General features: G+C 36.7%; 20 protein-coding genes, 1 pseudogene and 2 riboswitches. Of the genes and pseudogenes, 15 read left to right on the top strand and 6 right to left on the bottom strand.

The window, feature by feature from the left end; translation table 11 throughout:
- The first annotated feature begins 85 nt into the window (after positions 1-85).
- From BA724_RS03995 to BA724_RS18975, 4 genes are all read left to right on the top strand, one after another.
- A complete protein-coding gene (locus tag BA724_RS03995; RefSeq protein ID WP_069937399.1) occupies positions 86-640 on the top strand; it encodes a hypothetical protein in 555 nt (184 codons plus the stop codon).
- Positions 641-1313: 673 nt separating this feature from the next.
- A complete protein-coding gene (locus tag BA724_RS18245; protein WP_141719868.1) occupies positions 1314-1493 on the top strand; it encodes a hypothetical protein in 180 nt (59 codons plus the stop codon).
- Positions 1465-1707 carry a DUF1064 domain-containing protein gene (locus BA724_RS18980; RefSeq protein WP_281181987.1) on the top strand — a complete coding sequence of 81 codons (243 nt, stop codon included), beginning with the start codon at positions 1465-1467 and terminating at the stop codon, positions 1705-1707. Before BA724_RS18245 ends, BA724_RS18980 begins: the two co-directional genes overlap by 29 nt.
- A 61-nt stretch (positions 1708-1768) precedes the next feature.
- Positions 1769-1924, top strand: coding sequence for a hypothetical protein (locus BA724_RS18975; RefSeq protein WP_281181986.1), 156 nt, complete (start codon positions 1769-1771; stop codon positions 1922-1924).
- Positions 1925-2511: 587 nt separating this feature from the next.
- Here BA724_RS18975 and BA724_RS03980 read toward each other — a convergent pair.
- Positions 2512-2730, bottom strand: coding sequence for a hypothetical protein (locus BA724_RS03980; RefSeq protein WP_069937396.1), 219 nt, complete (start codon positions 2728-2730; stop codon positions 2512-2514).
- 217 nt (positions 2731-2947) lie between these two features.
- On the opposite strand from BA724_RS03980, the gene BA724_RS03975 reads away from it, so the two are divergent.
- The 6 genes from BA724_RS03975 (at position 2948) to BA724_RS03945 (ending at position 8363) form a co-directional block, all read left to right on the top strand.
- Positions 2948-3457, top strand: coding sequence for a hypothetical protein (locus BA724_RS03975; RefSeq protein WP_069937395.1), 510 nt, complete (start codon positions 2948-2950; stop codon positions 3455-3457).
- A 1986-nt stretch (positions 3458-5443) separates the two neighbouring features.
- Positions 5444-5755, top strand: a complete 312-nt coding sequence (locus BA724_RS03965) for an IDEAL domain-containing protein (protein ID WP_069937393.1) — start codon at positions 5444-5446, stop codon at positions 5753-5755.
- Positions 5730-5972, top strand: a complete 243-nt coding sequence (locus tag BA724_RS03960) for a hypothetical protein (RefSeq protein ID WP_069937392.1) — start codon at positions 5730-5732, stop codon at positions 5970-5972. The genes BA724_RS03965 and BA724_RS03960 overlap by 26 nt, the downstream gene beginning before the upstream one ends.
- Before the next feature lie 831 nt (positions 5973-6803).
- Positions 6804-7043, top strand: coding sequence for a hypothetical protein (locus BA724_RS03955; RefSeq protein WP_069937391.1), 240 nt, complete (start codon positions 6804-6806; stop codon positions 7041-7043).
- A gap of 286 nt (positions 7044-7329) precedes the next feature.
- Positions 7330-7416, top strand: a riboswitch (cyclic di-GMP riboswitch).
- Between the two features lie 51 nt (positions 7417-7467).
- The gene (locus tag BA724_RS03950) at positions 7468-7791 is read left to right on the top strand and encodes a hypothetical protein (protein ID WP_069937390.1); all 324 of its coding nucleotides are present in this window, start codon (positions 7468-7470) and stop codon (positions 7789-7791) included.
- A gap of 2 nt (positions 7792-7793) precedes the next feature.
- Positions 7794-8363 carry a helix-turn-helix domain-containing protein gene (locus tag BA724_RS03945; protein ID WP_069937389.1) on the top strand — a complete coding sequence of 190 codons (570 nt, stop codon included), beginning with the start codon at positions 7794-7796 and terminating at the stop codon, positions 8361-8363.
- Positions 8364-8441: 78 nt separating this feature from the next.
- Here the strand turns inward: BA724_RS03945 and BA724_RS18460 are convergent, their stop codons facing one another.
- The 3 genes from BA724_RS18460 to BA724_RS19195 all read right to left on the bottom strand — a co-directional run bounded on the left by BA724_RS18460 (position 8442) and on the right by BA724_RS19195 (position 9173).
- Positions 8442-8609 carry a hypothetical protein gene (locus tag BA724_RS18460; RefSeq protein ID WP_169818489.1) on the bottom strand — a complete coding sequence of 56 codons (168 nt, stop codon included), beginning with the start codon at positions 8607-8609 and terminating at the stop codon, positions 8442-8444.
- Positions 8610-8751: 142 nt separating this feature from the next.
- Positions 8752-8940 (bottom strand): hypothetical protein, encoded by a 189-nt coding sequence (locus BA724_RS18455; protein ID WP_069937388.1) that lies wholly within the window; start codon positions 8938-8940, stop codon positions 8752-8754.
- On the bottom strand, positions 8910-9173 hold the full coding sequence (locus BA724_RS19195; protein WP_425388980.1) for an SH3 domain-containing protein: 264 nt from the start codon (positions 9171-9173) through the stop codon (positions 8910-8912). The genes BA724_RS18455 and BA724_RS19195 overlap by 31 nt, the downstream gene beginning before the upstream one ends.
- Before the next feature lie 676 nt (positions 9174-9849).
- A riboswitch (cyclic di-GMP riboswitch) is annotated at positions 9850-9934 on the top strand.
- Positions 9935-10103: 169 nt separating this feature from the next.
- Here BA724_RS19195 and BA724_RS03935 point away from each other — a divergent pair.
- Both BA724_RS03935 and BA724_RS03930 read left to right on the top strand, forming a co-directional pair.
- Positions 10104-10382 (top strand): helix-turn-helix domain-containing protein, encoded by a 279-nt coding sequence (locus BA724_RS03935; RefSeq protein ID WP_069937387.1) that lies wholly within the window; start codon positions 10104-10106, stop codon positions 10380-10382.
- Positions 10383-10535: 153 nt separating this feature from the next.
- Entirely contained in the window at positions 10536-10730 is a 195-nt protein-coding gene (locus BA724_RS03930; protein WP_069937386.1) for a hypothetical protein, read from the top strand.
- A gap of 56 nt (positions 10731-10786) precedes the next feature.
- On the opposite strand, the gene BA724_RS03925 is transcribed toward BA724_RS03930, so the two are convergent.
- Positions 10787-11005: a hypothetical protein gene (locus tag BA724_RS03925; protein WP_069937385.1), complete on the bottom strand. Its 219-nt coding sequence runs from the start codon at positions 11003-11005 to the stop codon at positions 10787-10789.
- Between the two features lie 219 nt (positions 11006-11224).
- Here BA724_RS03925 and BA724_RS03920 point away from each other — a divergent pair, with 219 nt between their 5' ends.
- Positions 11225-12484, top strand: a complete 1260-nt coding sequence (locus tag BA724_RS03920; RefSeq protein WP_069937384.1) for an ATP-binding protein — start codon at positions 11225-11227, stop codon at positions 12482-12484.
- Positions 12485-12722: 238 nt separating this feature from the next.
- On the opposite strand, the gene BA724_RS18450 is transcribed toward BA724_RS03920, so the two are convergent.
- Positions 12723-12869: a hypothetical protein gene (locus BA724_RS18450; protein ID WP_169818488.1), complete on the bottom strand. Its 147-nt coding sequence runs from the start codon at positions 12867-12869 to the stop codon at positions 12723-12725.
- A gap of 161 nt (positions 12870-13030) precedes the next feature.
- Between BA724_RS18450 and BA724_RS03915 the strand changes: the two genes are divergently transcribed.
- The gene (locus BA724_RS03915; RefSeq protein ID WP_069937383.1) at positions 13031-13252 is read left to right on the top strand and encodes a hypothetical protein; all 222 of its coding nucleotides are present in this window, start codon (positions 13031-13033) and stop codon (positions 13250-13252) included.
- Between the two features lie 23 nt (positions 13253-13275).
- Positions 13276-13488 (top strand): annotated as a pseudogene (locus tag BA724_RS17800) (LexA family protein); the annotation flags it as partial.
- Between the last annotated feature and the right edge of the window lie 204 nt (positions 13489-13692).

Genomic DNA, 13692 nt, shown 5'->3' with positions numbered 1-13692 from the left:
TATTTTTATTGAAAAATCTTGACATCCTATTAGCTGGTTTAGTTAAAGAAGACATGCAAAATATTAATGTTAAAGGAGTTTAATGATGAAAACTTACAAGACAAGCATTGGTTGCATGACAGCATTCCTTCTTCTCATAGCTGGTTGCAGTGACAAAACAGATGAAAATATTGAGGCACCAGACATTGTTAATATAGATACTGTAGAAGAAAAAGCTGAAGATGATGAAATTTATACAGCTGTACTTACCAGCGAGATTACGAGAGAAATTATCATCGATATCCACGATGGGGAAGATGGGTACAGTGCCTTCAGAATGCTAACTGAGACTGACGACTTGGAGAGATCTAAGCCTAAGGTTTTTAAAAAGGTATGGGAGATTCTTGACAATGCCAATTGGGAAACAGCAGAAGTCAGTATGAGTCGATCAGCTGATTTTCGCTTTGAGACCATAGATAATAGGAATAAAGAAAAGCAGGTATCAACTACGTATTATCTTTGGATAAGTCCCGGAGGTAAAAAAGTTGAACTTGTAAACGATAGTAAACCATTATATGTTCAATTGAATGAATCAGATTCAGAAACGCTTTACAAGCTTTTGGTGGGTGAAAATTTATCAGATCATGTTGTAATCGAATAGCAGTTTACTTTCTGGCGAGAAGTTAGATCTTTTTATGGAGGTTTTTATTCGGCTAAGAGTATAGAAGAAACCCGTATTGGAGCAAATCTGATACGGGTTTTGCTTGTTATGCTATAAACCGATGTTTGAAATGATCCGAGCAAAAGAAATAAAACAAAATTAAACATAATTAATTACGTGCAAAATTCAATAATAAATAATAAAAAAATAGTTAAAAATAGGGAGTGAACATCAAACAAATAATTTACTCCAGGGATTCACATAGCACCATCGCTTCGCTTAATAGTTGAATGTCATGCTGTATTTGCTCTTTAATATGCGAATCAGTGCATTGATAGTATTCATCAACCAAACAAACTAGTTCTCTAGATATGAGAAATGGAGTATCAAACACAAAATCACTCCTTTTATGGGTAAAATATCATGATAATACGTTAAACACCTAAAAATGTAAAATTTATAATAAAAATTCAAGGGGTTCAATAATGAAAAAAATAATGTTTGCAGCGCTTTTATCGCTTGGTACTGGGTTAACGACAGGATGTGAAGAAGGAATAATCAGTTAAGAAGGTCAGCAAATACCAGTCTTAGAAGCTGAAGAACGCATGGCAGATCTGTTAGAAGCCGAAAATCCATGGATCTGGGAGATAAGCATTTACCAGGAGAGTGATGATTGATGAAGCTCTGCGAACGCTGTAGCCACCCGCTTAAATCACAGAAAAGGATAAATGCTGGTATGGGTACTGTTTGCACGAAAAAAGCCGCCGAGGAAGCCGCGCGGGCTGAATTTGAACGGAATGAAGTCACGATGGATGAGGTGCTAAATGATGAAAAGATCGAAAACGCCTCGTAACTGGAATGCAAAGAAGACATTCGCTTACGGGATTCAATTTGATAGCAGATCCGAGGCAGATTATTACATAAAGCTTCTCGCAGATCCGGCAGTTGAAAAAGTCGAAGTGCAGCCAGTGTTTGATATTATTCCAGCGTATTCTGTAATATGCCGTCGCTGTGAAGAAGCTGGGCGCCAGCAGAACGAGAAAACAAAGAGGTTGATCAAATTGTAAGCTTTGTTCCGGAAAAGGCTCAAAAACGAAGGCAGGGGCAAAATACACAGCTGATTTTAAAGTGTATTGGAAAGATGGCCGGACAGAAATTATTGATGTGAAAGGCGGTCCAGCTTCCAGAGACTTTTCGCTCCGTCGTAAGTTACTTGAGCAAGCTATCGAGAAGGAAGTTACCGTGATGGAGTATAAAAATGGGACTTGGAGGAGGAGGCACTGAGACGCATTTGACCGAAACTGTGTAACAAAAAAACCTCTAAAATTTCAGAGATTTTAATGGAAATAGCTATTCATTTATTAGTTTTTCAATGATAGATGCGGCTTTGGTCACATCTTCATAGTATTCAATCGTTTGGCATGCAACAAATGTTACTTGTAGTGTTTTAGTATTTTTTAGACAACAAACTTTTAGGAAAGGATGGCCATCCTTGCTAAACGTGTGTGTGATCTCACAATTATTGTAGTAACACAGCGTTTTTAACTGATTTTTTATATTATTGACTGACACCTTGTTATCTCCTTTCTCAAATATGTGGAAATTGACCAAGAGAAAGCAACAGTAAGCACAGTGTTTTTTACATCTAAATAGTACCACAAAAAGGTGATTTTATGTTGAATTTTCTGTAAGTTTATTCAAATAAATCCATAATTCGACGTATTTTGAAACAAACTGATTAGTAAGTGATTTTTCAAAGGATTTTTAAAATAATAAAAGCCCTACATAAAAGTAGAGCTTAAAAAACTATATTTCATCGCAATTTTGATTAACCAACTAGTCAATATGAGCCGATTCAAAGAGACAAAAAGTTAATTCATTAATTTTTTGATAGCCATTGCTGCTTCTTTTATATTTTCATACTGTTCGATGGACTGGGTTTCGAACATCGTTACTTGAATGGTGGAAGTATCTTTTAAGCAGCAAACTGAAGCAATAGGGTATTCGTCCTTTTCGAAAGTATGAGTAATGTCGATTGTATTGTACGAACATAATGTTTCTAGTAAATCCTGCAAACTGTCTAATAACATGTTTAATTCTCCTCTCTGGCGCTAGCATATGCATAGTGGAAAGAGACTGATGAAAGTCTAAGGTGGCGGACTAACATAGATTTTTACAATAAGAAGGGCTCATTTTCATCAAAAATATTCCCCTTTTCAAAAGTTTTATGCATTAAGTTGAGAAAAATCATTTCAAAAAATTTTGTTCAACAGTTCGTCTATTATGCGTCATAAGGAGAGGAGCAAAATGCTACAAGGAGCATGTATTGATGCGGACATCCTGCTAGCAGGAGAAACCTTATTTCTTTTTCCGGCCGTTCCTGACTATGTATATGCATCCAGATTTCCACGAAAAAGCGTATACACAGGCTGTTACGAAAAGAAGCACTTTCGGATAGCCGAAGCAAATAAAACGCCAGAATGGCAGACAGAGCCTCCAAAACCAACGGATTCTATTGAATGCCAAGTTATCTATTACGCAAAACTCATTTGGTGCTGGGAGCATTCTAAGAAAATGATTGATCAAACTTACTTTGTTATAGCGAGAGGATCCGGGTCACATGTGGATGTTTATGAAAATAAAGAATTGAAAGGCATGATGGGATGTTTCCCGATTCACTGGTTTGAAAATTTCAATTTAGTAGAGCAGGAGACTGAAATGGAAAAAACAGAAATCGCATCAGATCAAGTTGTTGAAGAAGACATTTTCGATGAGCCTGAACAACCACGGTTTTTCGAACAAATGAAACTATTTTAAAGGGGGTGAACCTGAAGGATAAAAGAAGTTGTGTTTTCGGTGGAAAACAGCCAAGCGATTGGTACTTGGCTGAATAAATCTGGTGCTGTGGCATTTTAGGAGATGTCTTCAAGAGGTTCAGTCTGAAGTAGCATTTCTATGGTAGAAGCTGCTTTTTCAAGTGAATCAAACTCGATTAATTTATAACTTGAGAGAACAATTACCTGTATTGTCTTTGTACCGTTCTTACATTGAACTTTTAAATAAGACTGATACTGTTTAATAAAAAAACCTCTGGAATTCAGAGGATGTTGATTTATTTTACTATTAATTAATTAGCTTATGAATGACTGATGCAGCTTCTTCTACACTTTCATAATGTTCGATCGTTTCGCTTTGAATAAAAGTTACTTGTATTGTAGTGGTGTTTCTTAAGCAATTAGCGAAAGCTATAGGCTGATTATTCTTATAGAACCTGTGTGTTATTTCTGTACGGTTGTAGTTGCATAACAGTTCCAAAAAATTTTTTAAGCTACCTAAATTCAAATTCATCTTCGCTCTCCTTTCTAACGTATATCGGAAAGAGACTAAGCAAAGCGACTCTATATGTTTAGGTAAGTTTTTTTTGTGAATGCGCTTACGTTAATTTATGCACTGAGATACTAAAACATTCTAATATTGCCTTGTTCGGGAAAAGGAAGCGAATCTGTGCAAGCAGGGAGGTTTCGTTGACCGAAACTGTGTAACAAAAAAACCTGAATTCTCAGAAGGTTTGACATAAGCAGCTATTGATTTATTAGTTTTTCAATAATTGATGCGGCTTCTGCTACGTTTTCATAATACTTAATTGTTTGGCTTTGAACAGATATAACTTGAATGGTTTCAGTGGATTTTACACAACACACCTTAGAGTGGTCCCAGGACTTGACTTCGGAATGATTAGAGATAACGAAAAAGCAGTGGGGATTCAATTAACACCCGGAAGCAAATGCTCCCGAGTAATCAACCTGTAAAAACAGGGGTGCAATTACAATCTGATAATACATTTTATCCATAAATTGTTTATACAAGCAAAAATTATAAGTTAGTAATTTGTGGTAATAAATAAAAAAATAGCCAGGCAAGGGCCTGACTGAAAAAATGGCTTCGATCTATTCAGGAGTTGGAATTTGGGTTGAAACAGTACCAGTATGCTCCATTCGAGATAAGCTTATGCAAAAAAGCCGAGGAAGCTCCCGGCCTGTTAAAAAGAATTCGACAATCTTATTTTAACAGGCCGGGAGCTTCCGGGGTGAAAAAAATATGGATCTAAAAATGACAGCAGAGATCGACCTCATGAAAAGTGCAGCATATATCGTGAAGGATGGGGTGTTAGGAGGAGAATAAATAAAAAAACCATACTGCACACCTTGCAACGGAAATGGATGTAAGCATTTCAAGAAAACAAAATAATCAATAGTACGTTCAGGAAGAAGAAAGGGGCTAACCGTGCCTTCCTTCTTCCCACTTTCACTTTATTTTGTTGGAGGAATTCTAGTACAAAAAACAGCCAGAGCAAGCGCCTGGCCGAGAAATGGTTGAGACTATTTCATGGGTTTAAATTAGAATTTCTGCTTTCATTATGAACCATTAAAACTGTTTTTATACAAGAAAATTAATCTTATATCTAAAAAATGAATAAAAGAGGTGGCAGCCTTTGATTTTTTAAGAAAGATTAGGTCGGTTTTGAGATTGAAGATAAACCAATTCTCTGAGGCTTCTCGCTCTGAAGACAGCTTTTAGAGCAGACGAACGGGCATGAAGTAGCGGTAATAAAATATAAACAAGGGGAATGGAGGCGGAAGTGCTAACCTTGGTTTAAAGGAACAGGTAGTAAAGATTTGCAAGGTGAGACAACAGAAGTTTAAGGTGCATTAATGCATGTAGTATAGAGAGATTTATGTATTTACCGCCTTTTCCCCCCTGACGTAATTTGTATTTTCGCTTATTAAAAAGGGGGAAGCAACCATGGAGATCGGAGAGTGGAAAATAGTTGAAATTGGGGATGTTACAGTCATAGGGTATGTCAGTCGCATCAATTATTACGGTACTCAAATTGAGCTAGCGGTAGTCGGAAGAATTATAAAAGGCCAAATGATATGGGGAGCGCCAACGAAATTGCTATTTAAGGAGCATCGTCTAGAACCTATAGGCACACTGTTAGATGATGTACAGGATAAAAAAACGCTTATTGATCTAGCACTTATGACAAGGGACAAGGAATGGTTTGAAGAACTGACGGGAGGATTAAAAAATGGCATATCGTGGAGCAATAATTGAACAGCAGGGGACGCCGGAAGAAGTGAAAGCCTATTGCGTAGAGAGGTTTGAATCAAAGATACCTTCGTATTTGAGAAATCAAAAGAAGAAAGACCGGCCGATGTGTACTGTCAATTCGAACGGAAATTTGAGCAAGGCGCAGTATATACGGTTCATGGAAAAAGGATTGTCAGATGAACACATTTTAGCGAAGTATCAGGGTTTGCATAAAAAATAGCCAGAGGGACTCTGGCTTTGGATTAGAAAGAACTATTGAAAAGCTTACCAACTAGTATATCTATATGCAGTAAAAAAAGGAATATGCAAAAAAAGCCGAGAACAAGTCCCCGGCCTGTTTCAATATTACTCGCAATTCTATTTTAACAGACTGGGGACGTCCGGGGTGAAAAAAAGAAATATGGATCTAAAAATGACAGCAGAGATCGACCTCATGGAAAGCGCAGCATACATCGTTACAAAAAACGGTGAGCTAATAAAATTGCCTGTTCCGGAAAGTGGGCACGCTAAGCTAGAGACGGATCTTAAGGTTTGATCGATATTTGACTGAAACGTTCGAGTGATTTTTTTGGTGAATATTGTCGAATATTAGTATATAATAAAGATAAAGACATAGATATTTAAACCTAGATGAATGAGCGAGTAAAACAATTCTTTAACGATGTAGGAAGCTAAATAAACAGTTCGACCAAAAGGAGGGAAACCCATGAAAAAGAAAAAGCCTTACTGCACCCCTTGTAACAATAATGGATGTGAATACTGCCAGAAAACAAAATAATCACTAGTACGTCCAAACTGAATAAGCTTATTGGAAACCCCAAGGGCACTGAATGAACGCACACGCGGCGTTTATTTGGTGTCTTTTTTTGTTCTTTTAGCAGCGCCTGTCGTTGCAACCAATCTACAATTTTATCCCTATTTTTGCAACCAGAGGAGAGGTAGGAATGAAAACGATGAAAGAGCAGCTGCAACAGTGGAAGAAAGTGAATCCGATACCAGTGGAAAAAAAGAAATTGTATAAGCCAAACAGGATAAGACGCTCATTAACAGCATGATCAGCGAAGTAGAATTTGCGATTCAATGGATGGTGTCCGGCCAGAATCCTGATGCAAAACATGGGGCAGATCGGACAGGTGCTTATACGTTAGATCCGAAACTAATTGAAGCGGTTGTTCCAAATAAAGTGATGGAAGAAGAGAGAAAAATTACCGCTGATGAAAAGTGGCTGCTGGACGATGGATGTATTAGGCGATTTAACGCAGCGGGAAAGGGATGTTTTTACGTTGGTTAAGCGGAAGGAATCACATTTGAGTATACAGCAGAGTTGCTTGGAATCTCAAAATCATCTGTTCAGACATACCTTGAGGGGGCAGAACGGAAAATTGAAGATCGGAAAAATGGCAGCCTTTTTCTTATTTCGTGAAAGAGGCAGTTTTTATACCTAGCAAAAATTAAAAGAAAAAAGGAAGAAGATCCTTATAAATCCCTGAATAAGTAAAATGAATAAACCGAATTATTTGTGAACAAATGACTAGTTTAATTGACTTGATATAATTCGACATGGTTTAATTAGTTATTAATGATAAAGGCAAACTTTCCGAAAGGATAGGACGCAAAGCCGCGGGTCTAACATTCTTATGAATTATGACAGCCAGGTTGCCAAATAAGGGTGTAACTCCGTATTTGGATCAAAACTGTTTAAGGTAGGGTGAAAAATGCGGAAAGAAACAAATGAACTACAGGTGAACGTTGAAAAGTTTTTTTTATTATTACAAAACTATCCGGATGACTTTGATTCAACTTTAGTATTTGTAAGATTTTTGCGATCTTTTTTAAGAATAGATGCTCGAAAAAAAGCGTTGCCCACTATTGAATTAATGACATTGATAAAAGAACATAAACCTAATATTTTCTATACGATGAGGAAGCTTTCAGAAAAAGATAACATGTTAGCGTTTCTAACTGGTTTGTCGATGGATCCTCAAGAAGCAGAAAACAGACTCCAATCTATTTATGAAAGTAAAATGGTGGGGCAATAAAGATGGGGCAAACATGGACAAACGAAGACGTTTTCTTTCTACAAAAACGTGTTGGCAACTGCTCTTTATCAGCCATCGCTAAACAACTTAACCGTAGCGAGACAGCTGTTTCGTTGAAATTAAAGAAAATGGGTCTTAGGAACACCAAGAATGCTACTGGTCTCTTAACAGGCAGTGAGCTGGCAGAAGCCTTACATGTGGACAGAAAAACCGTACACCATTGGATTCAGTTTCATGGACTTGAAGCAATATCACGTATCACTTGTTACGAGCGGAAATTCTGTCTAGTTAATATTAATTCTTTTTGGAAATGGGCTGAACAAAACCAAGAGAAGCTCGATTTCAGTATCGTTGAAAAACATGCACTGCCTCCTGAACCAGAGTGGTTAGATGAAGCTCGTAAGACTAATACAGACAAGACAATAAAGACATACAAACGCTGGACGACAAAAGAAATTGAACTCCTTTTAAAGTGGAGAAAAGAAGGGGTAAGCTTCAAAGAGATTGCTGTAGAGCTGGGGCGAAGTAAGATTAGCGTTGAGCGTCGTTATGCACGTTGCAAAAATAATTGAGGAGCGGAAGAACAGCAGCCTTTTTCTTGTTTCGTGAGGAGTAATATTTATTAGAGTATGTTTTACAACACTGATGTATCAAGTCTCTTTTCGTACTTGATATGAAGAACAGTGAGTTATTTCAATATTAAATTTATATGTGTATGTAGCGTTTTTTTGTTCTTGAGTGTAAAAGTTTTTCAATAAATAGTAAGCAATCATTAAAAGAGTGGCCATTACAGGTGAAAAATGTTTTAAATAATCCATAATAAACACCTCCAAATTAAATTATAATTTATTATTCACGCATTAATTATAAAAAAATCCTGTTTTTTTGTCGTATAGATGACGTATAGATGAGAAAGGAAAATAAACTCCAAGTATAAATGGAGTTTATTTTTTTGAAAGATTATTTCTTAGTTACTTTGATCAATTCAGAAGTAGTTTTTCCATTGTAGGTTCCTTTTATAAAACCAACGTTAGGAGCAAAGTAGTTTACGTATCCGTCTTCAGACTTTACAGTAACAACACTTTTAAAGGTACCAGCTGGGGTCTTGAGAGTTCCGTTTACTGAAGTGATTTTTTTCTTTGTCCCCAAGTTTGACCACTGCTTTTAAAAGTATAGACCTTAGTCTTATCCATTAGGTAACTGTACATTCTAAGAAATTTAGTAGAAACATATGCTTTCTTCTTATTATATCTAATTTCTGACCAGCCACTTTTTGTTTGTGAATACACGGTAACTTGAATGTTGTTCTTTAATGATCCAACACTTTTATAATTAGTACAAGGACCACTTCTTACATTTTTAACAGAAGGGAAAACGTACATCTGGCGATTAGCTGCCATTGTTGCAAGCACAAATACAAAGGGTGCTTGGGCAGAAGTTCGTTCTATTCGTGTCGGCAATGTTTTACAGTTTCAATTAAAAAACCCAGTCAAGACCACAGCTCCCGCAAAGCGCCTGATCACAACCATTCAGAAGAATATTGCCACGGACGGGGATGTTCCTGCTGCTTTTAAAGTGGAAGCCTGTAATAATGGGCTGGATGCCGATCCGACTTGGGAAGATGTTATGGCAAAAGTCAATTCGGGCGAATATTTTACTTTTGTCAACGCAACGAAAACCGCCGTGGACTGGGCTATATCTTTACGGGTAACGGTCACTGCAAACGACAGCGGATCTTCAGCTTGTCGCCGATAAAATCAAAAATGTAGAAGTGTATTTGGAAAAGAAGGACAGCACTTTCAGACGTAAGGACCGATAAAGAAGCAGAGCACCTATTCAGTAGGTGTATTTTTTATGTCCAAAAAACTTGTCGCTTCCGGGCGGCATTTTTTAATACAAAAATCAGAAAGGTATGGAAAGAATGCAATATAATAAAGAAAAATTTTTAGAGAGTTAGAAGGAAATTGTTAATCAGTGTTATATTTTGTAGAAATTTGTCGGGCAAATGAGCTTAATAAAACAGGTGTATAGGTTTATAATGGAACTGTGCCCAAGTATTGTACGAAAAGGCAAAATCATTGAAAAGTGGTGGCGCAAAACTATAGGGGCTAAGGTGAAAATACTATGCTAGCCAGTTATCGAATACGATTTCCGTACAATTTTTAAAAGGGAGAACAGGTTATGCCACTATACACCATGAAAGAAAGTCGGACACCGTTAAAGTGTTATGGAACCAAGGTTTTTAAGAGGCTGGATAAAGGTAGTGCTTATTGTATTAAGGTTGGAAATAAGCCTAAAAAGAGACTGAAATAATGGGAATAAGAGCAGAAAGAACGAAACCGATAGTAGTAAAGACAAGTAGACCTGCCATAGGAAAAAGATTCTCAAAAGAAGAAAATAAATTGATTCAAAACCTAATTCATGAAAGAAAGAAACGAAGAATTACCCAAAAAGATCTGGCGAAAATTACGGGGTCAGATCAAGCGGCTATTGGAAGGCTGGAATCAATGAAAGTAACCCCTACTTTAAAAACAATGATTAAAATTCTAGATGCAATGGATTTGAAGTTAATAATTGTAAATAAAGATTAAGAGGGTACTGTTCATTTTATGTAATACAAAGGTTCAAACAAACTTTTGAACAAGCAAAGCTGAATACATTACGCAAGAGCACTCATTCTGGGTGCTCTTTTTATATTTTAAGTAGCGAAAGAGGTGCACGGATGCAACATAATAGTATCCAAATTGTATCAACCATCCAATGCAACTATTAAAAATTCAACTCGTACTGTATTAAATAGCCTAGTCAATAAAGATCCAGCTGGTATTGATCTAAGTCATGTTAAAAAGCTGGATGATGGTACTCTTGCGAATAGTGATGCACTTGGCTTGGTCATTGTGGCCATTGAGCGCGGATTGATTCAAGGTCAAAAAGAATAAACAGAAAAAATCCCCGGTTTCGGCCTGGGATGATTAATGAAAAATACTGTTCTTACTCAATTAACCATCCCAATCACAACCTCATAAATATCATCAGCCGATTGGGCAGCAGGAAGGGGTGGAATACCCGTTTCATCACAAAGTAAGAGCATGCTCATCATGTATTTTTTGAGTTCTTTTTCATCTGCATACCTTTTCCACACGCCTGCATAAACCAGCCGCGTCTCATCATCAAGCGCCTTTTTTAGCCGTATTCCTTCTTCCAACAATTTCATGCCATCACCCCTTTTCCTTATTATAAAAGAGGAAAGGCTGTCACAATATTAAGATTCCGTAAAGTTAATGATTAAAAAGCTTAATTATTAAAATAGACCACATCAATAAGTGTGCATTCACTTTAAAAAAGAGTTGCGGTAAATGGAAATGATACATTACTCTAGAGAAAACGACATTATTTTTAAAATTTATAAATCATACGAAAGTTTGGTGTAGTGATGGAACTGATAACAAAGGATCTGCTCATAAGTTTTTTGTTTATTCTTCTCCCCTTATTCATAATGCAAATGTTTTACTTGTTGAAATACATATATCGACTTGAAAAGCTGAAAGAGTCATGGTTTGTGATTTTTCCTCTTATCTCTATTGTTCTATGTATGCTTTTTCCTTTTTCTTTGGGTGACGGCCTGACGTGGGATCTTCGAAGAATCCCTTTTCTATTAGGTGTGTTATATGGGGGGCCAAAATACGGGATTGTTTTACTGCTCTGGCTTTTAATAGTTCGGTATCTGTTAGGCGGATCGGGTTTTTACGTAACCGTTTACACGTTTGGATCTATGTTTGTATTAACAAATCTTATTTCAAGCTACTACATGAGCTTGACTTTAAAATATAAGTTAATAATAAGCGTCCTGCTGGTGTCCATTTCAACATTTATTACGTACTTTGCAGCTATACATATTACTGAAGTTAATTTGACAACAAGTATGTGGATTCAATATTTTGTGATTAATACTGTTGGTATGTTGATCGCGACAGCTGTGTTGGAAGTGATTAGAACTAATTTTGACGTATTGCAAAAATTAATGAAAGCAGAAAAACTAGAGGTGGTAAGCAACCTTGCAGCAAGCATTTCACATGAAGTACGAAACCCATTGACCACCAGCAGAGGATTTATGCAGCTTGCACATGAAAGTGATGTTCCGTCGGAAACAAAGTACCATCTCTTGATTGCGATTGAAGAATTGGATAGAGCGACAGAAATTATTAATGATTATTTAACATTCGCAAAACCAGCCTCTGAAGAAAATGAGAAAATCATGATTTATGAAGAGGTTCTTCATGTAGTCAATGTCCTAACTCCTTTAGCAAACATGAACAATGTTGGGATTGATTTATCCCTGGTAAAAAAAGAGTCTTGTTATATCGTAGGGGACAGAAAAAAATTAGAGCAGGCTTTGATTAACATCGTAAAAAATGGAATAGAATCAATGCCTAAAGGGGGAAAGATGGAGATCGGTATAGACTATTGCCATCATAGTCTGCGTATCAAAATCCGTGATCAAGGAGAAGGGATGACACAAAAGCAAATTGATCGTCTAGGTGAACCGTATTTTACAACAAAGGAAAAGGGGACAGGCTTAGGTATGATGGTTTCGTTCAGTATTATTCAGGGGATGGGCGGAAAGATTACTGTTAAAAGTGAGATTGAAAAGGGGACATACTTTTCAATCGAATTTCCAATTGCCGATGTCTAAGCAGATCCATTATAATCTTCTTTGATTTCTTAATGAAATTAAAAGAAGGGGACTCAAACAAGGAAGCCCTATTCGAAGAGGATGCTGGGCTTTTTGTTTTTAATCAAGGTCATGTCCGTCATCTAATCGAACCTCCACAATATCTTTGATACAGTACGAGCTATCTGTTAAATATGCACTCGTTTAGGATTGCAGCTTAAAGATTTTTGCTCATGATATGATTCCATGATGATCCTTTTCATCTCCTCCAACGCCTGCTCATCAAGTAGAAAGATGGTGCTTCTTTTTCTCTTTTTTCGCTTTCTAATTTATTTTGTTCAGCATGCTCAGCTAAAATTAATCCTTGCCCCTTAATCATTCCGCGATCTTCATATAATTTCGTCACCAACATCACTTCTTGGTGAGAACGTTAATTCGCTTAATGGTTCCTCTACAGTATAAAAAGGCAGAGTTCAAACTGTAAAAAACAAAAGTATGTTCCTGAAACACTTGTTTACGAAACGTTTGTTCGATGAAATGGAATTAACAAAAAAGGAGGCTTTTAAAATGAATGGACTGTTTCAAGCGTCATTAGAAGAACAAAAGCCCATTGTTATTATGTACATCACAGAAGATCGCGTGATTACTGACCGCAATATCATTGTAAGAAAGATTCATCTTGAGTATATTCGGGCATATTGCATGAAACGCGGAGGGCTTAGGACGTTTAAGCGGGAAAACACTTTAGCAGTTGCGAAGCCGAAAAAGCGGAGAGAGGGTTATGCATAATTAATTAACTTCTAACAAAGGCGCAAAAAAGAGTACTGAATGAAATTGCATTATATATAGAAGAAAAAAATTACCCTCCTGCTATTCGGGATAGATGTGAACGATTAAATTTAGCTTCATCTTCAACTGTAAAAGGTCATCTGGATTCATTAAAAGAGAAGGGGTATTTAACCTGGGAGGGGGGCAAGCCAAGAACGTTGAGGATGCTTATATCAATAGAGAAAAAGCCAAAATAAAAATGCGGGGAATTCCTCGCCGTTTCCCCGCCCTAATTCGGGTGTTTTTTTATTTGTTTTTAGGAGTCTTTTTTTAAAAAGCTTGATATAGAGCTTTTTTAAAGGTAGGCTCTGTTAAACTTTAATTTTGATAATGAGGTATAATTTCAGAGAACCCAGTAAATATGGGGGTTCCTAGTTATTAGGATTAAAGTTTATGTGTAC

Source organism: Domibacillus iocasae (assembly GCF_001750285.1).
Lineage (GTDB): Bacteria > Bacillota > Bacilli > Bacillales > Domibacillaceae > Domibacillus > Domibacillus iocasae.
The sequence above is the reverse complement of the archived record's forward strand: the minus strand, read 5'-3'. Positions and strand labels throughout refer to the sequence as shown.

Excerpts from the sequence above, each read along its gene's own strand:
- BA724_RS03980 (WP_069937396.1), bottom strand. The coding sequence starts at position 2,730 with ATGTTATTAGACAGTTTGCAGGATTTACTAGAAACATTATGTTCGTAC.
- BA724_RS03950 (WP_069937390.1), top strand. The coding sequence starts at position 7,468 with ATGCGGAAAGAAACAAATGAACTACAGGTGAACGTTGAAAAGTTTTTT.
- BA724_RS18460 (WP_169818489.1), bottom strand. The coding sequence starts at position 8,609 with ATGGATTATTTAAAACATTTTTCACCTGTAATGGCCACTCTTTTAATG.
- BA724_RS18980 (WP_281181987.1), top strand. The coding sequence starts at position 1,465 with ATGATGAAAAGATCGAAAACGCCTCGTAACTGGAATGCAAAGAAGACA.
- BA724_RS03920 (WP_069937384.1), top strand. The coding sequence starts at position 11,225 with ATGGAACTGATAACAAAGGATCTGCTCATAAGTTTTTTGTTTATTCTT.
- BA724_RS03995 (WP_069937399.1), top strand. The coding sequence starts at position 86 with ATGAAAACTTACAAGACAAGCATTGGTTGCATGACAGCATTCCTTCTT.
- BA724_RS19195 (WP_425388980.1), bottom strand. The coding sequence starts at position 9,173 with ATGTACGTTTTCCCTTCTGTTAAAAATGTAAGAAGTGGTCCTTGTACT.
- BA724_RS03935 (WP_069937387.1), top strand. The coding sequence starts at position 10,104 with ATGGGAATAAGAGCAGAAAGAACGAAACCGATAGTAGTAAAGACAAGT.
- BA724_RS03955 (WP_069937391.1), top strand. The coding sequence starts at position 6,804 with ATGATCAGCGAAGTAGAATTTGCGATTCAATGGATGGTGTCCGGCCAG.
- BA724_RS03945 (WP_069937389.1), top strand. The coding sequence starts at position 7,794 with ATGGGGCAAACATGGACAAACGAAGACGTTTTCTTTCTACAAAAACGT.
- BA724_RS03975 (WP_069937395.1), top strand. The coding sequence starts at position 2,948 with ATGCTACAAGGAGCATGTATTGATGCGGACATCCTGCTAGCAGGAGAA.
- BA724_RS03915 (WP_069937383.1), top strand. The coding sequence starts at position 13,031 with ATGAATGGACTGTTTCAAGCGTCATTAGAAGAACAAAAGCCCATTGTT.
- BA724_RS03925 (WP_069937385.1), bottom strand. The coding sequence starts at position 11,005 with ATGAAATTGTTGGAAGAAGGAATACGGCTAAAAAAGGCGCTTGATGAT.
- BA724_RS03965 (WP_069937393.1), top strand. The coding sequence starts at position 5,444 with ATGGAGATCGGAGAGTGGAAAATAGTTGAAATTGGGGATGTTACAGTC.
- BA724_RS03960 (WP_069937392.1), top strand. The coding sequence starts at position 5,730 with ATGGCATATCGTGGAGCAATAATTGAACAGCAGGGGACGCCGGAAGAA.